Source organism: Pseudobdellovibrio exovorus JSS, assembly GCF_000348725.1.
Classification (GTDB): domain Bacteria; phylum Bdellovibrionota; class Bdellovibrionia; order Bdellovibrionales; family Bdellovibrionaceae; genus Pseudobdellovibrio; species Pseudobdellovibrio exovorus.
Window position 1 is genome coordinate 870,342 of the sequence record NC_020813.1, and the last position, 17,758, is coordinate 888,099.

Sequence of the window (17,758 nt, forward strand, 5' to 3'; positions counted from 1 at the left end):
GATACTCAAAAAGGTCAAACGTATCGAGATCGACACTAGAAAAATGGTGAATAACATTTTTTCTGGCGAGTATCATACGCACTTCAAGGGTCAAGGGATGACCTTTGCGGACTTTCGTGAATATGTTGCAGGTGATGACATCCGATCTATTTCGTGGACCTTAACGGCCCGTGCAGGTAAGCCATTTATTAAAACTTTTGAGGAAGAGCGTGAGCTGACAATGATCCTAGCGGTTGATGTCAGTGGCTCGCAAGATTACGGCTCAAAAAATTACTTCAAAGGTGAGACATTAACTTATGTGGCCGCAACCTTAGCCTTCAGTGCCATTAAAAATAATGATCAAGTGGGTTTATTATTATTTTCTGATGAAGTGGAATTGTATTTGCCTCCTAAAAAAGGGCGGGCGCAGGTCTATCGTATTTTGCGTGAGTTATTGTATTTTAAACCCAAAAGTCAAAAAACAAATATTGCTTCTGGATTAGATTATTTGCGTGGCGTTTTAAAAAAGCGTTCCACAGTTTTTTTACTGAGTGACTTCCGAGATCAGAATTATGAAGCTTCGCTTCGGTTGCTTGAAAGAAAGCACGAAGTGATCGCTGGTTTAGTGCAAGACGAAACAGAGTTTGTATTTCCTGATGTGGGATTGATTGAATTACAGGATGCAGAAACGGGTGAAGTGTCTTTGATTGACACCTCTAATCCTGTATTTCGTGAAGAGATGAAGTCGAAGTTTAAAGGTGACTTTGAAAACTTTCAAAAAAAATTAAGTCGTTCAGGAGTGAGATCCTTTAGCTTTTTACCAGACGACAATTACCATCATGCATTGCTAGCTTTTTTCAAAAGAAAGGCAGGGCGTAAGTGAGTTCTGCTAATTGTCTGATTGAAGTTCCAGCGGTTAAAGGCTTAGAAGACAATGCGGTAACGGTAGGGCGCCACGTGGTATTTAAATGCCGCATGAATGCCGAGGCTGTGCCAGATTTGCAAAGCTATTATCTGAAGAAGCCCTTACCTGTACCCAACAGTATTCGAGTGTTTTCAGTTCAGCAGATGGATTCCGACAGTTTTGAAGTGAACTTAACCTTTTATCAAGCCGGTGAGTATCTACCGAATCAAGTTATTCTGACTGATGGTGTGAATGAACTGAATATGATTGGTGACAGCGTTAAAGTGGCGAGTGTTATTGAAGCCTCAGCTGATGGTAAGTCTCCAGAGGCCTACAAATCTATTCTACCAATTGGTATGGGGATGCCTGTTTTGTATTGGGTGCTGGCAGCTTTTGTTTTGATCAGCGCTGTGTATTTAATCTGGGCCTATGTCACTAGAATTAATTATTACAGACAATTAAAAGAAGGCTTGAAGAATTACTCTTCGCCACTGACTCCTGAAGATCAATTTTACAAAGCCATGAGAATGGCTGAAAAAAAAGAATTTCCTTTGGATGAGGTTGAACGCGCTTTTCGTGTTTATGTTTTGCGCCAATATTCACTGCCGATGTTTGAACTAACAGATAAGCGTATTTTAAGATACTTCAAGCACAACTTCCCTCGATACAAAAAGGTAAGACAAGAGCTGCAAAAGATTTTACAGGAATTTGAAACCTATCGAGGGCTTGCACAAACTGATTTAAATAGTGATTTGAATAGTAAAAATATATTTATTAAAAAATTATATAAATTTATTCAGTTGGCGAAAGAGGGTGTCCTGTGAGTCAGTATCTCTGGGGACAACCACTGGCCTTTTTGCTTCTGCTCCCTTGGGGTGTATTAGTTTATCTATTATTGATTAGAAAAAAACAGGTGCGTGGCGCTTTGAAGATAGGCTCATTGGCTAATTTTAAGCCGTGGCAAAATCGTGGGCGTGTTGTTTTCTACAAATTGAATCAAGTCATACTTTTAATCTCTCTTCTTTGCTTTATCTTCGCACTAGCTCGCCCGCAACGGGCTGACTCTCAGGTCAAAAGAACTTTAGAGGGGCTTGATATCGTGATTGTTTTAGACGTCTCAGACAGTATGTTGATTGAAGACATGAAACCGCTGAATCGCCTCGAGTCAGCTAAAGAGACGATATCTTCATTTGTGTCCCAAAGAATGTCCGACAGGATTGGTATTGTGATTTTTGCTGGTGAAGCGTTTACGCTGGTTCCACCGACGTTAGATTATCAGTTAATAAAAGAGCGCGTATCCAACATTACCACGGCGGCATCAGCCCGTATCAAAGATGGGACCGCGATTGGTGTTGGTATGGCCAGTGGTGCGGCAAGGCTTAAAGATTCACAGGCAAAGTCCCGTGTTATGATCTTTATGACTGACGGGGAAAACAATTCGGGAACTATTGATCCAGAAACGGGGCTAGAAGTAGCCAAAGGTTATGGCATTAAAATTTACACTATCGGTATAGGGAAAAGTGGTCCGACTCGAATCCCAGTTTATACTCAAGATCTATTTGGTAATCGTGTTAAACGCTATCAGCCTTTTGAAAGCACGGTGAACGATGAATTGCTACAGCAAATGTCACAGGTGACAGGTGGTAAATATTTCCGTGCATCGAAAGAAGATTCTTTACAGGGTGTCTTCGATGAAATTAATAAGCTCGAGACCACAAAGATCGAAGATAATAAGTACGTGAGATATGAAGAATACTTTCAAATTTTTCTTGTGATTGGTCTGCTTCTTTTTCTATTCAATAGAGTGTTGAATATGACTTTATTAAAGGTTGGTCCATGATGAGTACAGGATTAATCTGGGCAGATCCGAAAGCTTTCTATCTTTTAATTATTGTAGTTTTTTATGTGGGTCTTTATTTTTTCTTCGAAAAGTACTCGCTTCAAAAACTAGAAAAGTTTTTTGGAAAAAAAGTAACTTCGTATTTAACACAGAGTGTATCACACGTAAAAAGAAGAGGAGCTATGGCTGTGCAGGCGGTAGCTCTGGTCTTTATTGTGATTAGCCTTGCTCGTCCTCAAACGGGGGAAGCGCAGCAGGAAATTAAAAGTGAAGGTGTGGAAATCATGGTCCTTGCTGACGTATCTGAAAGTATGTTGGCAGAGGACGTAAGGCCATCACGGCTTTCACAAATGAAGATTGAACTGTCGCGCCTATTAGAGCTCATGCCTGGTAATAAAATTGGTATTATTGCATTTGCGGGTAGTAGTGCTCTGTTATCTCCGTTAACTACAGATCCGAATGCTTTAAAGATGTATATTGACTCTTTAGATACGGATTCGGTGAGCTCACAGGGAACTAATTTCGAGGTGGCTTTAAGTTATGCTAAAGAGGCTTTCGAGCGTGGCGGTGTGACACAAGATGCGCAGTCGCGGACAACACGTGTTATTTTGATAGTGTCAGATGGTGAAGACCAAGAAAAGGGAGCGATCGAGGCGGCTAAGGCATTAGCTGACCAAGATATCAGGATTTTTTCAATCGCTTATGGAACTGAAAAAGGTGGAGCCATTCCTGCGCGTGATAGCCGTGGGAACATGATCGGCTACAAAAAAGATTCGAATGGTCAGACAATTCTGACTCAAGTGCATGGTTCTTTTCTGAAATCATTAGCTGAGGCGGGAAAAGGGCAGTTCTATTTTGCTTACGTTAGCGGTGATCACTTGAAGAAACTGACGTCCGATATTGATGCTCTTGAAAAATCCCAATTCCAAAGTAGCATGATGGCTCAGTACGATGAAAAATTTGGTTATCCATTAACAGTGGGGCTTATTCTTTTACTTTTAAGCTTCTTCATTTCAGATCGCAACACTCAACCAGCAGTATGGAAGGGACGTTATGAAATCTAAGCTACTGGTTTCTAATAGCTCTAAGGTCCGTACACTTTTTTTTCTTGTTATAGGTGCCCTTTTATTGTCTAGCTGTAAGCAGGACTATCCCTCTTTGAAGTCTTTGTATCTTGATTCTGTAGCGAAAAAAGAAATACAGCGTGAAGAATACGAGCAAGCTTTAACTCATTATTATCAGATTTTAGAGTCAGCTCCTTATCAGCCCTCAGTTCATTCGAATATTGGTGTGTTGTTAGGGGGAATGCAGCAGCCAGAGGAGGAAAGAAAGTCTTTGTTGTATGCATTAGAGCTGGCTCAGAAAAATCCTGAAAATACGGAAGCCTTATTTGCCATTCAATTTAATTTGGGCGTGCACTATGGGCGTTTGAAAAAAGTAGAAGAGGCTTTAGAGCATTATCAGGCGGCTCTTGAATTAAAACCGGATTCAAAAGAAGTAAAGACGAATATTGAACTTCTTTTGCAGCAGCAAAGTAAGGGTGGGGAAAGTAGCTCCTCATCTGAAAAGCAACAGGGTTCTGATTCTCAGAATAACAATCAAGATAAAAATAAAGATGGCGATCAAGAGAAAAAAGATCAGCAAGGAAATCAAGATCAAGACCAAAAAGACAATGGTGAAAATAAAAAAGATGATGGAAAGCGTGAAAGCTCGTCGAAGTATAAGCCGCGCCCATATCAAGGTGACCAATTGTCTGAAGGCGACGTTAAAAAAATCTTAGGCGAACTGCGCAATCAGGAACAAAAGATACGTGCAAATTTCGATAAGAAAGAAAAAGGAAAGTCTTATAAAAATGAGAAAGATTGGTAACTGGATTTCGACTTTACTTGTATTACTTTTTATCTGTCCCGTATGGGCAGCTAATATAACTGTGACATCCACTGTTGATCGCAATCAAATGGGGATTGGAGACTCTTTTGGACTAACTGTCACTGTACAGGGAGATGAGGATTTTGAAGTAGATGCACCTCAACTGCCTCATGTAGCAGGGTTAGAGTTAATCAACACCTCGTTAGGTGGCCGCCAGTCTTCTAGCAGTATGTCTATCATTAATGGACGAGCTCAATTTCAAAAACAAGTGGTGCAGACGTATCATTTTTTAATGTCTCCACAGAAAGAGGGAAGTTTTTTAATCCCCGCTATCGAAGTTTTAGTAAATGGAAAAGTCTACCATACAAATTCGATCAAAATTGATGTGGCTGAAGAGTATAGAAATGGACAAGCCACAGGCTCAGCAGGAGCCGAACCAAGATTTCCTCCTGGCTATGGTGGATCTGGTGTCGCAGAAGATATTCCCACAAATCCCTTTGGTCAGGATGTAGAAGATTTATTTGATCAACTTTTACGTCAGCAGCAGCGCATGTTTGGCGGCGGCGGAGGTGGCGGTGCTCAACGTGGTAATCCTTCAGGGCAAATTCCATCACGTCAGTTGAATGTCGATACGAATGAAGTCTTCTTTGTCTATTTGGATGTAGATAAAACGGAAGTTTACGAAGGTGAACAGATCACGGCAAATTGGTATATCTACACACGAGCGAATATCGAAGCTTTGGACCGAGTGAAGTTTCCTGATCTTAAAGGATTTTGGAAGGAAATCATCGAAGAGGTCCCCTCTTTGCAGTTTTCTGAAGAGATCGTAAACGGGGTGAGATATCGTAAAGCCCTTTTAGCGAGTCATGCTCTTTTTCCAATTAATGCATCCGGAGTTTCTGTTATTGACGAATTCCGTGTAAAAGCGAAAGTACGTTTGCCGACTCAGTTTGGATGGGGGCAGCCTACGGATATTAATCGCGCCTCTCGCCGTGTGCAAATTAAGGTACTACCTTTACCAACAGAGGGAAGAACGCAGAGTTTTTCTGGAGCGGTGGGGCAGTATCGAGTGAGCTTAAGAACAGAAGGCGTTAGTTTTCCTGCTCATCAGCCATTTTCTATTAAAGTTCGCTATGAGGGAATTGGAAATGCGAAGCTGATTGATCTGCCAACGATTAATTGGCCAGCGGGATTAGAGGTTTATGATACCAAAAGTGATGCCAAATTTTTCAGAGAGGGCAATAGCTATAAAGAGTTTGAAGTTTTAGTTATTCCTCGTCGTGAAGGTGAAATGAAAATACCTTCATTGGAATTTACTTATTTCGATCCTCAGAAAAAACAATACGTTTCTGAAGCCACTTCCGAATTGAATTTGATGATCACAAAAGGAGTTGCAGGAGCTGGAATTCCCTCTAGCGGTACGTTGCAATCCAACACAGATGGCAGTGAATACAAAGCTCAGGCTATTTTGGAGCTTCCAAAGGCTCAGGCCTTTAGCAGTTCATTAGCGCGTCCTCTGGTGTACGCGTTAGCGACACTGACAGGTTTGGTGGTGATGCTCATTGAGTTCTTCCGCCGCTTACGTGGTTTAGGCAAAGCGCCTGATTGGACCGAGAAGGTAAGTCAGAAGTTGAAGTTAATTGATCAGTATGCCTCGACTAACGACCATAGACGTCTTGGTTCCGAATCGGTGAATCTTATTTATATGTTGGTGGGGTATTTGACTGGCCAAGAAAAGACCGATCGAGAGTTTCATCTTCTTATTGATGATATTTCGGTTCAGGATCAAAAGCTCTATCTAAGTCGTGTTACACAGTTATTTGATTACTTCCAATTGGTGGGATTTTCCCCAGAGGAAATTTTAAAGGATACGCTGAATCGCACTCCAGTTGCGGAGCAGGTGAAAGCGCTGAAAATTCTAGCCAAAGAAATAGTTGCTAAATCTTCTAAAGAAGACAGATAATGGAGTGATGCTAAAACATCTCACTATCGTTATTTTGTTAGCACTTTTGTCTAGCTGTTCTCATACGAATTCATCACCTCATGATGGTCAAACATCCGATCAACTGTCTTCTGCAGATAGTATCGGCCACTTTCGTGTCAGTGAAGATGCTAAAGAAGAAAAGCAGGCGCAGAAAAGACCGGATCAGCAAGTGGAAGAGCTTGAAGATATTCCTGTCGAAATTAATGCTAATGTGAATAAATGGATCGATTACTTTCAAAATCGTGGACGCGTGCATATGGAAAGATATTTACGTCGTTCTACACGCTATGAATCTTTAATGAAAAAGGTTCTACGTGATAATAAATTACCGGAAGATCTTTTCTACATTGCCTTAATTGAATCTGGATTCAGTGCGCAGGCGTTCAGTCATGCTTCAGCTGTAGGTTATTGGCAATTTATTCGTGGAACAGGTAAACGCTACAAATTAGACATCAATCAGTTGGTGGATGAAAGACGTGACCCTGTCTTATCAACACAAGCTGCGGCGGATTACTTCAAAGATCTTTATCAGAGATTTGACTCATGGTACTTGGCGATGGCGGCCTATAATGTAGGTGAAGGACGCGTCGAAAGAGTTATTAAAAAATATAAAACAAAAGATTTTTGGACATTGATTAAAAATCGTAGGGCTTTACCAGCTGAAACAGCAAACTATGTCCCTAAATATATTGCAGCCAAGTTGATTGCTAAGAACCCTGATCAGTATGGGTTTGAAGGAATTGACTATATGCCGCCGATTGAGTTCGATCATGTGACATTAGATGAGCCGGTGAACTTACGTTTGATGGCTGAAAAAATGAATATCAACTATGAAGACTTTAAAGCCCTGAATCCAAAATTCAAAGGGGAAGTGGCTCCGCTGGAAAAGGATCAAACCTTAGGGTTAAGAATTCCTCCGGGAAGTTACGAAGCGGCTGTCATTGCGGCTAAGGAAAGTACGGTAGATAAAGTAGTTTATATTGCAGACCAAAAAGAAATTCAGCCGTATCGTGTACGTAAAGGCGATACATTTTCAACTATTGCTAGAAAGTACAGAACGACTGTGGCTTACTTGCGCGACATCAATGATTTTCCACGTAAGCGTCAGTTAAGAGCAGGGCAAAGAATTTTTGTTCCAGATAGAACTCCATTGAATGTCAAACGTCCGAGCTTGGCTAAGAAGTCCACAGCGAAAAGAGCACCTGTGGCGAGTAAACGTCAGCCAGCAAAATACCATATCGTTAAAAAAGGTGAAAATTTAGCGACAATAGCTAAGAAGTACAGTTCATCGGTGGCAGATATTAAGAAAGCTAATAATATTAAATCTAGAAGTGTCTTGAAAATTGGAACTAAGATTGTAGTCCCTGATACAAATAAAAAACTCTAAGTCTTTAATCCGTAAAAACTTAGAGTTTAAGGGGAATGAAACCAATCCATGATATAATTTTGTGTAACTTTCGTTACGCTTGATTCTACTTCCATTGCAGTTCTCACCGCAGGTCTTTTTAACCCTTTGGCAGCTGGCTAGCATGTCTCCCGACAAGCCCCTCTAGCTTTGCGTCCTCAGATTTCCCTGAGTTTGCCTTGAGGCAAAGGAAGTACACGGTTTGACCCGTGACACAAAGTCCGCTAGTGGCCTCCTATGTATAATAAGATTAAACTCACAAACCTGTTTCCTTTGTAAAACATTTTATTGGATGCACGTCACTTTGGTGATTTGTCGTTGTGACTAAAGATTCTTTTTCTCACACGTCCCTCCCTTTTCCTCAACAACTGTCCTGAATGACCTTTAAGTGAAAGGCCTAGAAACCGCAGCCCATAAGGCTCAGCCCCTGACCAATCTTCAGGCTTACGTTGATTCCTCTTGAACCTAGAATAATAAGACCTGACGGGAATTTCCAATTTTTCAAAGCGATTATCAAAATAGTTCAAATAATGAATCATTCTGAAAAGTAAGAGGCAAAATAGGCGGTTTTTCACATTCAAATTGATACGAATTTAGGGGTAAAGCGCTTGATCTTCACCTACAGTTCAGAGATATTACTCGCATGATTTCATTTAATGCCGTCACCAAACAACAAGGTTCGAAGATACTTTTTTCAAATGCATCTTTTCAAATTAATCCTGGCGATAAGATCGGCCTTGTAGGGCCGAATGGTGCCGGTAAGACCACTGTCTTCAGGCTGATGATGAATGAAGAATCAGTGGATCAAGGTTCTATCAGTAAACCTGAAAAAGTTCGTATTGGCTATTTTTCACAAAACATCGAAAACATGAAGGGGCGTACAGTTCTTGCTGAGGTTATGGCGGCAGGAAATCTAGATCACTTGCAAAAAGAGATCACTCGCTTAGAAGAGCGCTTACAGGATCCAAATCTTTCAGAAGATGAAATGATGTCAGTAGTTGAAACCTATGGTGATTTACAGGCTCAGTTTGAGGCTGTAGGTGGCTATGATCTAGAAGCACGCGCAAAAGAAATTCTAGGTGGCCTTGGGTTTTCCAACGAAGACATGCTGTTAGATGTAGGGCAGTACAGCGGTGGTTGGAAAATGCGTGTGAGCTTGGCGAAGATATTATTGTTGATGCCAGATGTATTGTTGATGGATGAGCCGACGAATCACTTGGATGTTGAATCTATTATTTGGTTAGAAGAGTGGTTGAAGAATTACAAAGGCTCCTTGTTGATGACGTCACATGATCGTGAGTTTATGAATCGATTAGTGAATCGTGTTATCGAAGTGGCCAATAAAACGATGACAGTGTATTCAGGGAATTATGATTTCTATGATAAGGAAAAAAATATCCGCCGTGAGCAGTTGATTGCCGCTGCCGCTCGCCAAGAGGATATGCTAGCGAAAGAAGAAGAGTTCATCGCGCGTTTTGCAGCTCGTGCATCCCATGCAGCTCAGGTGCAGTCGCGTGTTAAAAAACTGGAAAAGATTGATCGTATTGAAATTCCACCTGAAGACAAAGTGATGAAATTTGTGTGGCCAGAAGCTCCTCGCGGAGGTGAAGAAGTGGTCAAAATCGAAGGCTTGGGCAAAACATGGAGTTTAGCTGATGGCCGAGAAAAACTTGTTTTTTCGAATGCAACAGGTCTTGTAAAACGTATGGATCGCGTGGCCGTCGTTGGTGTGAATGGTGCGGGTAAATCGACATTGTTAAAAATCATCACAGGTCAAACAGAGTCTTCAACGGGTATCTGTAAAGTTGGCCCGAGCATTCAGATGGGTTATTTTTCACAAAACTCTTTGGACGTTTTGGATCCTAAGAAGACGATTCTGGAAGAGGTCGAAGGACGAGTTCCCAACGCTAGTATTGGGGCGATTAAATCTCTTCTAGGGGCATTCCTCTTTTCAGGTGAAGAAGTTGAAAAAAAGATTTCAGTTTTATCTGGCGGTGAAAAGTCGCGCGTGCTTTTAGCGTGTATTTTGTCTCATCCTGTGAATCTTTTGGTGCTGGATGAACCGACGAATCACTTAGATATTAAGTCCCGCGAGGTCTTGCTAAATGCTATTAAAGAGTTTGAAGGCACTGTGATGATGGTCAGCCATGATCGCTACTTCTTAAAAGAAATCACCACAAAAGTTTTCGAGATTGATAAAAATCAACTTCGAATTATTGAAGGGGATTATCAGTACTATCAAAGCCTAAAGCAGCCGTAAGAGCTGCTTTAGATATAAATTTTAAATACAATTTTAATTGCAAATTTTATTACAAAGCGTGAATTTTTTTGGCGATATCTTTGAAAGCTAGGGCCTCAGCGCCATCTGGGTTACTTTCAACAATTGGAATACCAGCCTCAGACCCTAAGGAAACGGAAGGGTTAAAAGGAACTTCTCCGATTTTATTAAGCTGTTTCGCTTCTAAGTAAGAGCTCAGTTCCCCTTTAGGGAAAAGCTGCATTTTTTCATTATTAGCAGGATTGATCATGTAGGCCATGTTCTCAACGATACCCGCAATGCGAACGCCAGTTCTTTCGAACATATCAATCGCTTTTTTAGCATCAATCAATGAGATATTTTGCGGCGTTGTTACGATAACGGCTGCAGCGACAGGTACTTTTTGTACAAGTGATAACTGCACATCACCAGTTCCAGGTGGAAGATCAATAACTAGGTAGTCAAGATCGCCCCATTGGACATCGCGGAAGAATTGATCCATGGCTTTGAACAGCATAGGACCACGCCAAACAACAGCGGCATTTTCATCGACCATGTAACCGATGCTCATCGTTTTGATATTGTAACGAGTAACTGGAGTGATTTTATTTCCTTCAGATAGAACGGGCTTCTGGTTTAGGGTTCCCATCATACGGGGTAAGCTGGGGCCATAAATATCGGCATCAAGCAAGCCCACCTGACCATATTCACGTAAAGCCAAAGCGAGGTTTGTGGAAACTGTGCTTTTTCCAACTCCACCTTTGCCGGATGCGACCGCAATGATTTTTTTTACGCCGGGAATAGCCTGTTGCTGGTCAAAAGGATTAGAAGCCATATTACACCTCAATTCAGATATGCTTTACAAACTTGGCACTTCTTTTCATAATGAATTTAGCGTGAATAGCCAACAGCTTTTATTTATTAACTTTATTATTTTCGTTTTGATCGTTTTGTTCTTTACCTTAGGTAGGTCGAAGTCAAAGCCTCCAGCTAAATTGAATCTTAAGAATTCGACACCGAAAGAGCCTTCTTCCTCAGCAAATGAAAGTGTTCTTGAAGCGGCTTCCGATGTACGAGAGGTGGGACCTCAGACGCCTCAGCCACCTGTCGAGGCGCCTAAGATGGTGGCTCCTATGCCGCCGCCGTTAGCTTTAGGAGCTAATAAGGCAGGCAGAACTCATTTTGTTTACAATGGGCACGAGTGGGATGCTCATGAAGTCTTAGGGTTAAGCCGCGAGTGTTCTGTTAAAGAGGCCACAGCTCATTATCAGCACCTCATCAAAACATCTGATCCCAGTGTTTTTGAGTTTTACGAGTCAGCTTATTTTTCTATTCTGAAATCGAAGAAATAGTCCATTCATAGAGTGAGTAATTATTGAGCGGAAAAGTCTTGAAATAGACTGTTGGCTTTCGGCTCTACTTTTTGAAGCTGGCGCTAGAGTGAGATAGTTGTTCTGTTTGACGCCACACAATAAGGTCCAGAGGCCGATACTGTTTTTCGTTTAAAAATGCTAAATTTTTCATTGTAAAAACGAGGAGCATTCATGGCAGAAGCAGCAACAAATCAGGTGCGCCACCTGAAAGATTTAAACACATTAGTTAGCCTTTCGAAAAGACGTGGCTTTGTTTTTCAAAGTTCAGAAATTTATGGTGGGCTTGGAAGTTGTTGGGATTATGGTCCATTAGGCTCAATCCTAAAAATGAATGTTAAACGCGCATGGTGGAATGCGATGACAAGAAGAGCCGACATTGTTGGATTAGATGCGGCTATCCTCATGCATCCCACTGTTTGGAAAGCTTCAGGTCACGTGGATGGTTTTTCAGACCCTCTAGTTGATTGTAAAGATTGTAAAACACGTTTCCGTGCAGATAACACAGAGTCTTATCTGACAAAGAAACAATGTCCTACCTGCGGTTCAAAAAATCTTTCAGAAGAAAGAAACTTCAACTTGATGTTTAAAACTCACATGGGACCTGTAGAAGATTCGGGTTCTGTTGTCTACTTAAGACCCGAGACAGCACAAGGCCACTTTGTGAATTTTCAAAACTGTCAGCAGAGTTCAAGATACAAAATTCCATTTGGTATCGCTGCAATCGGAAAATCTTTCCGTAACGAGATCACTCCGGGGAACTTTATTTTCCGTACGCGTGAGTTTGAACAGATGGAAATGCAATACTTTGTTAAGCCAGGTACAGATGAAGGGTATTTCAATGAATGGAAAGAACGCCGTTTGAATTTTTACCTGAAGTATGGTTTGAAAAAAGAAAATCTTCAATTCAAAGACCATGATAAGTTAGCGCACTATGCACGCGCAGCTGTGGATGTGGAATATAAATTTCCAATGGGCTTTTCTGAGCTTGAGGGGATTCATAACAGATCGGACTACGATCTATCACAACATGCGAAATTCTCTGGAAAAAATCTGGAGTATTTCGATGAAGCGAAAAAAGAAAAATATATTCCTTATGTTATCGAAACCGCTGTCGGCTGTGATCGTCTTATTTTGGCATTTATGTGTGATGCTTATCGTGAAGAAGTGACTGTCGAAACTGATGAAACTGGAAAAACAACAGAAGATGTTCGCATCGTGATGGGTTTCCATCCGGATATTGCACCGATGAAAGTTTGTGTTTTGCCACTTTCAAAAAAAGAAGAGTTAACGGGAGTCAGCATGCAAATTCGCGATCAGTTAGCTGAAGAATTTGATGTGACATACGATGAGACGGCATCAATCGGTAAACGCTACCGCCGCCAAGACGAGATCGGCACGCCGTTCTGTGTGACAGTGGACTTTGAAACAGCTCAAGATCAATCGGTGACAGTAAGACATCGCGATAAGATGACACAAGATCGAGTAGCGATAAGTCAGCTAAATGAATACATCCGTAATGGACTAAAAAATTTTTCGAATAAGTAAGTCAACTAATACTTAAAGAAGGGCGATGGGTATGCAAACTTCAACTCAGAACAAAACAAATTTAGAAGTGCCAAAAAAATTCGTATACTATTTTGCGGCAGGTGAAGCTGAGGGCAATGCCACCATGAAAAATGTCTTAGGTGGTAAAGGCGCTAACTTGGCAGAGATGACCTCAATTGGTCTGAATGTGCCTCCGGGATTCACGATCTCTACTGATATTTGCGCGCACTTCTACGCTGAAGGTGGAAAGTTACCGGATTGGGTTAAACCATCTGTTTTAGAAGCTTTGACTAAAATGGAAGCCAAGATCGGCAAGAAGTTCGGTGATGTGGAAAATCCATTACTTGTGAGTGTTCGTTCAGGAGCTCGCGCTTCCATGCCAGGAATGATGGATACTATTTTAAACTTAGGTCTGAATGATCAGACTGTTGAAGGTTTGGCGAAGTCTTCGAACAATCCACGATTTGCGTGGGATTCCTATCGTCGTTTCATTCAGATGTATTCTGATGTTGTTCTTGAAATGAATTCGTCGTTACTAGAAGTGACGCTAGAAGATTTAAAAGCTGAAAAAGGTGTTCACAATGACACTGAGTTGACAGCCGAAGACCTAAAGTCACTAGTTAAAAAATTTAAAGCACTCGTCCAGCAGATGACAGGAAAAAGCTTTCCTAATGACCCTTTAGAGCAATTATGGGGTGCCGTTTCTGCGGTATTTAGAAGTTGGAATACTCCACGTGCGATCACTTATCGTGAGCTACATGATATTCCAGCGGATTGGGGAACTGCAGTTAACGTACAATCTATGGTCTTTGGTAACTTAGGTGAAGATTCAGCCACTGGGGTTGCTTTTACTCGTAACCCAAGTACAGGCGAAAGAAAATTCTATGGCGAGTTCTTGGTGAATGCTCAAGGTGAAGACGTGGTGGCGGGGATCAGAACTCCTCAACCGATCTCACTTTTAAAAGAAGTGATGCCTCAAGCTTACAAAGAGCTAGAAGATAATTACTTTAAACTTGAAAATTACTTCAAAGATATGCAGGACATCGAGTTTACTATCGAAAGAAATAAACTTTGGATGTTGCAAACTCGTAATGGAAAACGCACGGCCAAAGCGGCGTTGCAGATTGCCTGCGATATGATTGATGAAAAGATGATTACCGAGGAAGAGGCAATTCTAAGAATTGATCCAGCATCTTTAGATCAGCTTTTACATCCAACACTAGATCCTCAAGCTCAAAAAACAATTTTGGCTAAGGGGCTTCCGGCTTCACCGGGCGGAGTATGTGGGCAAGTGGTGTTTACTCCTGAAGATGCCGTTGAATTGAAAGAAAAAGGACAAAAAGTAATTCTTGTCCGAGTTGAAACGTCTCCGGAAGACATTGCGGGAATGGTCGCGGCTCAGGGTATTTTGACTTCACGTGGAGGGATGACATCCCATGCGGCTGTTGTGGCCCGTGGTATGGGAAAATGTTGCGTGGCTGGTTGTTCGGAAGTGGAAGTGAATTACACTAACGAAACATTTAAAGCTAAAGGCTATGTGATTAAAAAAGGTGATATTATTACTTTAGATGGTAGCACTGGTGAAATCTACCTAGGCGAAGTTAAAACGATCGAGCCGAAACTAGATGGGGCGTTCAGCCGCTTGATGGCTATCGCTGATCGCGTAAGACGCTTAAAAGTACGCGCAAATGCAGACACACCAACAGATGCTAAAACAGCACGTGATTTTGGAGCGGAAGGTATTGGGCTTTGCCGTACGGAGCATATGTTCTTCGGTGAAGATCGTATTGATGCTGTTCGTGAAATGATTATTGCGGAAACTAGCAATGAAAGAGAAAAAGCATTAGTAAAGTTACTTCCGATGCAACGTGAAGACTTTTATCAACTCTTTAAGATCATGGATGGATTCCCTGTAACGATCCGTCTGTTAGATCCACCTTTACATGAGTTTGTTCCGCATTCAGACTCTGAAATTGCAGAATTAGCTAAACGTATTAACTATGATGAAAATCGCTTAAAACATAAAATACATTCATTACATGAGTTTAATCCAATGTTAGGTCATCGTGGTTGTCGCTTGGCGATCACGTATCCAGAGATTTACCAAATGCAGGCGCGCGCTATCGCTGAAGCGGCAGCTCAGTTTGTTAAAGAGGGTAAAAAACTTGTACCTGAGATTATGATTCCATTGGTAGCTACCGCGAAAGAACTTGAAATCTTACGTGAACAGACAGTTGCCGTGGTTGAGCAAGTTCAAAAAGAACAGAATGTGAAATATGATTACCAAGTGGGAACAATGATCGAACTTCCACGTGCCGCAGTCACTGCGCATGAAATCGCTCGTCATGCAGACTTCTTCAGTTTTGGTACCAATGACCTTACTCAGACAACATTGGGTTTATCACGCGATGACTCAAGCCGTTTCTTAGGTAGTTACGTTTCCCATGGTATTTTACCGAAAGACCCATTTGTGAGCATTGATCAAATCGGTGTGGGCACTTTAGTTAAAACGGGCGTTGATCTTGGTCGACAAGCCAAAGGAAATCTAAAAATCGGAGTTTGTGGAGAGCACGGTGGTGATCCAAGCTCTATTCAGTTTTTTGAAAATGTGAATTTGGATTACGTGAGCTGTTCTCCGTATCGTGTACCCATTGCGCGCTTAGCGGCAGCAAGATCGAAGTTGCAGCGAAGTCATTAAGCCCAAGACCAAAAGAGCCCTTATCGGGCTCTTTTTTTAGAAAAAGGTGATATGAAATCAAAGAACTCAAGCGAATTTAAAGCAAGTCTTGTTACCCCGTTGATCGATGTAAAGTCGCATCGACGTGTTGAGTGTCTTTGGTTTTTTGATCTTCCGGTAAGCCCTTCAGAAATATGGCCTTTTATGGCTGACACCTCACGTATGAATCGTGATCTGGGATTGCCCGCGTGGAATGAAAGCACCGTGAATGGCGAGATGCATGTCGAATCTGTCAGTTTAGGTCGCCTACAAAAGTGGATTGAAAAACCGTGGATTTGGCTAGAGCCCACTGAGATTCAAAATCATCGGGTATTTAGTCAGGGCTGGATGACAGAACAAAGAGGTGTTTTTAAGATTTATCCAACATCGAGCGGCTGTCGTGTGGCTGTGTATTTTCAGTGGGGATTTAAATCTGTTTTCTCTCAAGCCTTATTTCAATTGGCTTCAAATGTTTTAAAAAATAAATTTTCCGTATTTTTCGACCACACTGTGCAAAAAATAAAACTGATAAGTCATTCTAAAAAGCAAAGCTCGTTAGAGACTGTCCAAAATTCAAGTGATGCCAGTGTACAAACTCCATCTAGAGTTGATCAGATCAGCCAAGAGTTTATTGTCGAAAAAAAATGGAATGATTCGAAAAGAAAGATGTTCACATATTTTTTAAGTGAAGATGAGCTGAGCTTAGATCGTGTTCATCCCAAACAGGTCGCTTCGAAAATGAATTTATCAGTGTCGCAGTTTTTATTTGAGGCGCGTGACCTATTAAATAAGGGGTTTCTATATTTAACATGGGATGTGATTTGCCCACACTGTAGAGGAGCTGTCGCTTCTGAAAAGTATTTATCAGCCATATCTAATCAAAATAAATGTGAAGCTTGTGAAATTGAATTTGCTTTAGACCAAGAAGAGTCTGTTGAAGTTGTATTCAAGTTAACAGATAAATTGCGTGCGATTCAGTTACAGCAGTACTGTGCTGCTGAGCCGGCAAAGAAAAGGCATATTAAGCTTTGCCAAATAGTGAGCGCTGCTCAAACACGCAGTTTTTCTTTACATTTACCAGAGGGCCGCTATCGCTTACGTGGTGCGGGATTCTCGGATATGTTATTTACTGTGGACAAAGCGTCGGATGTGATTGAGCTGGTGTGGGACTCAGCTTCCGAGATAGAGAAAATTCAAAATATAAATTCTGATTTTTTATTAACGATACATAATAATTCCAACGTCGAATCTGAAATTATTTTAGAAGAGACGTGGTGGTTGAAAGATAAATTATTACCCGGTGAAATTTTATCGATGCCTCAGTTCCGTGATTTATTTTCTACGGACTATTTAGGTAGTGGGGTGAAACTTTATTTGGGCCAACAGGTCTTACTCTTTACGGATATCGTAGGTTCGACGCCTCTGTATAAGGATCTAGGCGATGCCAAAGCTTTTGAGGCCGTCAGACGTCACTATGAAAAAATTGAGCGTTTGGTCTTAGAGGACAAGGGCGTATTGGTGAAGTTTATTGGCGACGCTGTGATGGCGGCCTATCTGGATTTGGCTGATGCTGTTCGCTCATCTGTGCGTATTCAGAAAGAATTTTCTGATAGTGATGAACCTATTAAAATTCGCGTGTCGCTCAATCATGGCCCTGTACTTTGTGCCAATCTGAATGTGGGGCTGGATTACTTTGGGGCCACGGTGAACACAGCGGCTAAGATTCAAAAGTGGGGCGGGGCTCATCAGATTGTGATGACTCAAGAAATATGGGAGCAAACCAAAAGCGCCATAGAGGACGAGATTTTGAAAGTAGAGACCCATTACGACGAAAAGCTAGACCTGAATCTAGTCGTTTTGAGCGTCTAAAGCCCCAAGCGAGCTTA

Annotated in this window: 13 protein-coding genes and 1 riboswitch; of the genes, 12 read left to right on the forward strand and 1 reads right to left on the reverse strand. The window is 41.5% G+C overall.

The window, feature by feature from the left end; translation table 11 throughout:
- Positions 1–43: 43 nt before the first annotated feature.
- The 8 genes from A11Q_RS04440 (at position 44) to A11Q_RS04475 (ending at position 10,241) form a co-directional block, all read left to right on the forward strand.
- Positions 44–862, forward strand: coding sequence for a DUF58 domain-containing protein (locus tag A11Q_RS04440; RefSeq protein ID WP_015469590.1), 819 nt, complete (start codon positions 44–46; stop codon positions 860–862).
- The gene (locus A11Q_RS04445) at positions 859–1,707 is read left to right on the forward strand and encodes a hypothetical protein (RefSeq protein WP_015469591.1); all 849 of its coding nucleotides are present in this window, start codon (positions 859–861) and stop codon (positions 1,705–1,707) included. The genes A11Q_RS04440 and A11Q_RS04445 overlap by 4 nt, the downstream gene beginning before the upstream one ends.
- Complete coding sequence (locus A11Q_RS04450) at positions 1,704–2,723, forward strand: vWA domain-containing protein (RefSeq protein ID WP_015469592.1); 1,020 nt, start codon at positions 1,704–1,706, stop codon at positions 2,721–2,723. The genes A11Q_RS04445 and A11Q_RS04450 overlap by 4 nt, the downstream gene beginning before the upstream one ends.
- Complete coding sequence (locus A11Q_RS04455) at positions 2,720–3,787, forward strand: vWA domain-containing protein (protein ID WP_015469593.1); 1,068 nt, start codon at positions 2,720–2,722, stop codon at positions 3,785–3,787. Before A11Q_RS04450 ends, A11Q_RS04455 begins: the two co-directional genes overlap by 4 nt.
- Positions 3,777–4,592, forward strand: coding sequence for a tetratricopeptide repeat protein (locus A11Q_RS04460; protein WP_015469594.1), 816 nt, complete (start codon positions 3,777–3,779; stop codon positions 4,590–4,592). The genes A11Q_RS04455 and A11Q_RS04460 overlap by 11 nt, the downstream gene beginning before the upstream one ends.
- Positions 4,576–6,555 carry a BatD family protein gene (locus A11Q_RS04465; RefSeq protein ID WP_015469595.1) on the forward strand — a complete coding sequence of 660 codons (1,980 nt, stop codon included), beginning with the start codon at positions 4,576–4,578 and terminating at the stop codon, positions 6,553–6,555. The genes A11Q_RS04460 and A11Q_RS04465 overlap by 17 nt, the downstream gene beginning before the upstream one ends.
- A 7-nt stretch (positions 6,556–6,562) precedes the next feature.
- Positions 6,563–7,963, forward strand: coding sequence for a lytic transglycosylase domain-containing protein (locus A11Q_RS04470; protein WP_015469596.1), 1,401 nt, complete (start codon positions 6,563–6,565; stop codon positions 7,961–7,963).
- Between the two features lie 125 nt (positions 7,964–8,088).
- Positions 8,089–8,170, reverse strand: a riboswitch (cyclic di-GMP riboswitch).
- Between the two features lie 454 nt (positions 8,171–8,624).
- A complete protein-coding gene (locus A11Q_RS04475) occupies positions 8,625–10,241 on the forward strand; it encodes an ABC-F family ATP-binding cassette domain-containing protein (RefSeq protein WP_015469597.1) in 1,617 nt (538 codons plus the stop codon).
- A gap of 49 nt (positions 10,242–10,290) precedes the next feature.
- On the opposite strand, the gene A11Q_RS04480 is transcribed toward A11Q_RS04475, so the two are convergent.
- Positions 10,291–11,073: an Mrp/NBP35 family ATP-binding protein gene (locus tag A11Q_RS04480; protein ID WP_015469598.1), complete on the reverse strand. Its 783-nt coding sequence runs from the start codon at positions 11,071–11,073 to the stop codon at positions 10,291–10,293.
- 61 nt (positions 11,074–11,134) lie between these two features.
- Between A11Q_RS04480 and A11Q_RS04485 the strand changes: the two genes are divergently transcribed.
- The 4 genes from A11Q_RS04485 (at position 11,135) to A11Q_RS04500 (ending at position 17,741) form a co-directional block, all read left to right on the forward strand.
- The gene (locus tag A11Q_RS04485; RefSeq protein WP_148284936.1) at positions 11,135–11,590 is read left to right on the forward strand and encodes a hypothetical protein; all 456 of its coding nucleotides are present in this window, start codon (positions 11,135–11,137) and stop codon (positions 11,588–11,590) included.
- Between the two features lie 192 nt (positions 11,591–11,782).
- The gene (locus tag A11Q_RS04490; RefSeq protein ID WP_015469600.1) at positions 11,783–13,156 is read left to right on the forward strand and encodes a glycine--tRNA ligase; all 1,374 of its coding nucleotides are present in this window, start codon (positions 11,783–11,785) and stop codon (positions 13,154–13,156) included.
- 31 nt (positions 13,157–13,187) lie between these two features.
- Entirely contained in the window at positions 13,188–15,854 is a 2,667-nt protein-coding gene (gene ppdK, locus A11Q_RS04495) for a pyruvate, phosphate dikinase (protein WP_015469601.1), read from the forward strand.
- A gap of 51 nt (positions 15,855–15,905) precedes the next feature.
- Entirely contained in the window at positions 15,906–17,741 is a 1,836-nt protein-coding gene (locus A11Q_RS04500; RefSeq protein ID WP_015469602.1) for an adenylate/guanylate cyclase domain-containing protein, read from the forward strand.
- Positions 17,742–17,758 lie beyond the last annotated feature (17 nt).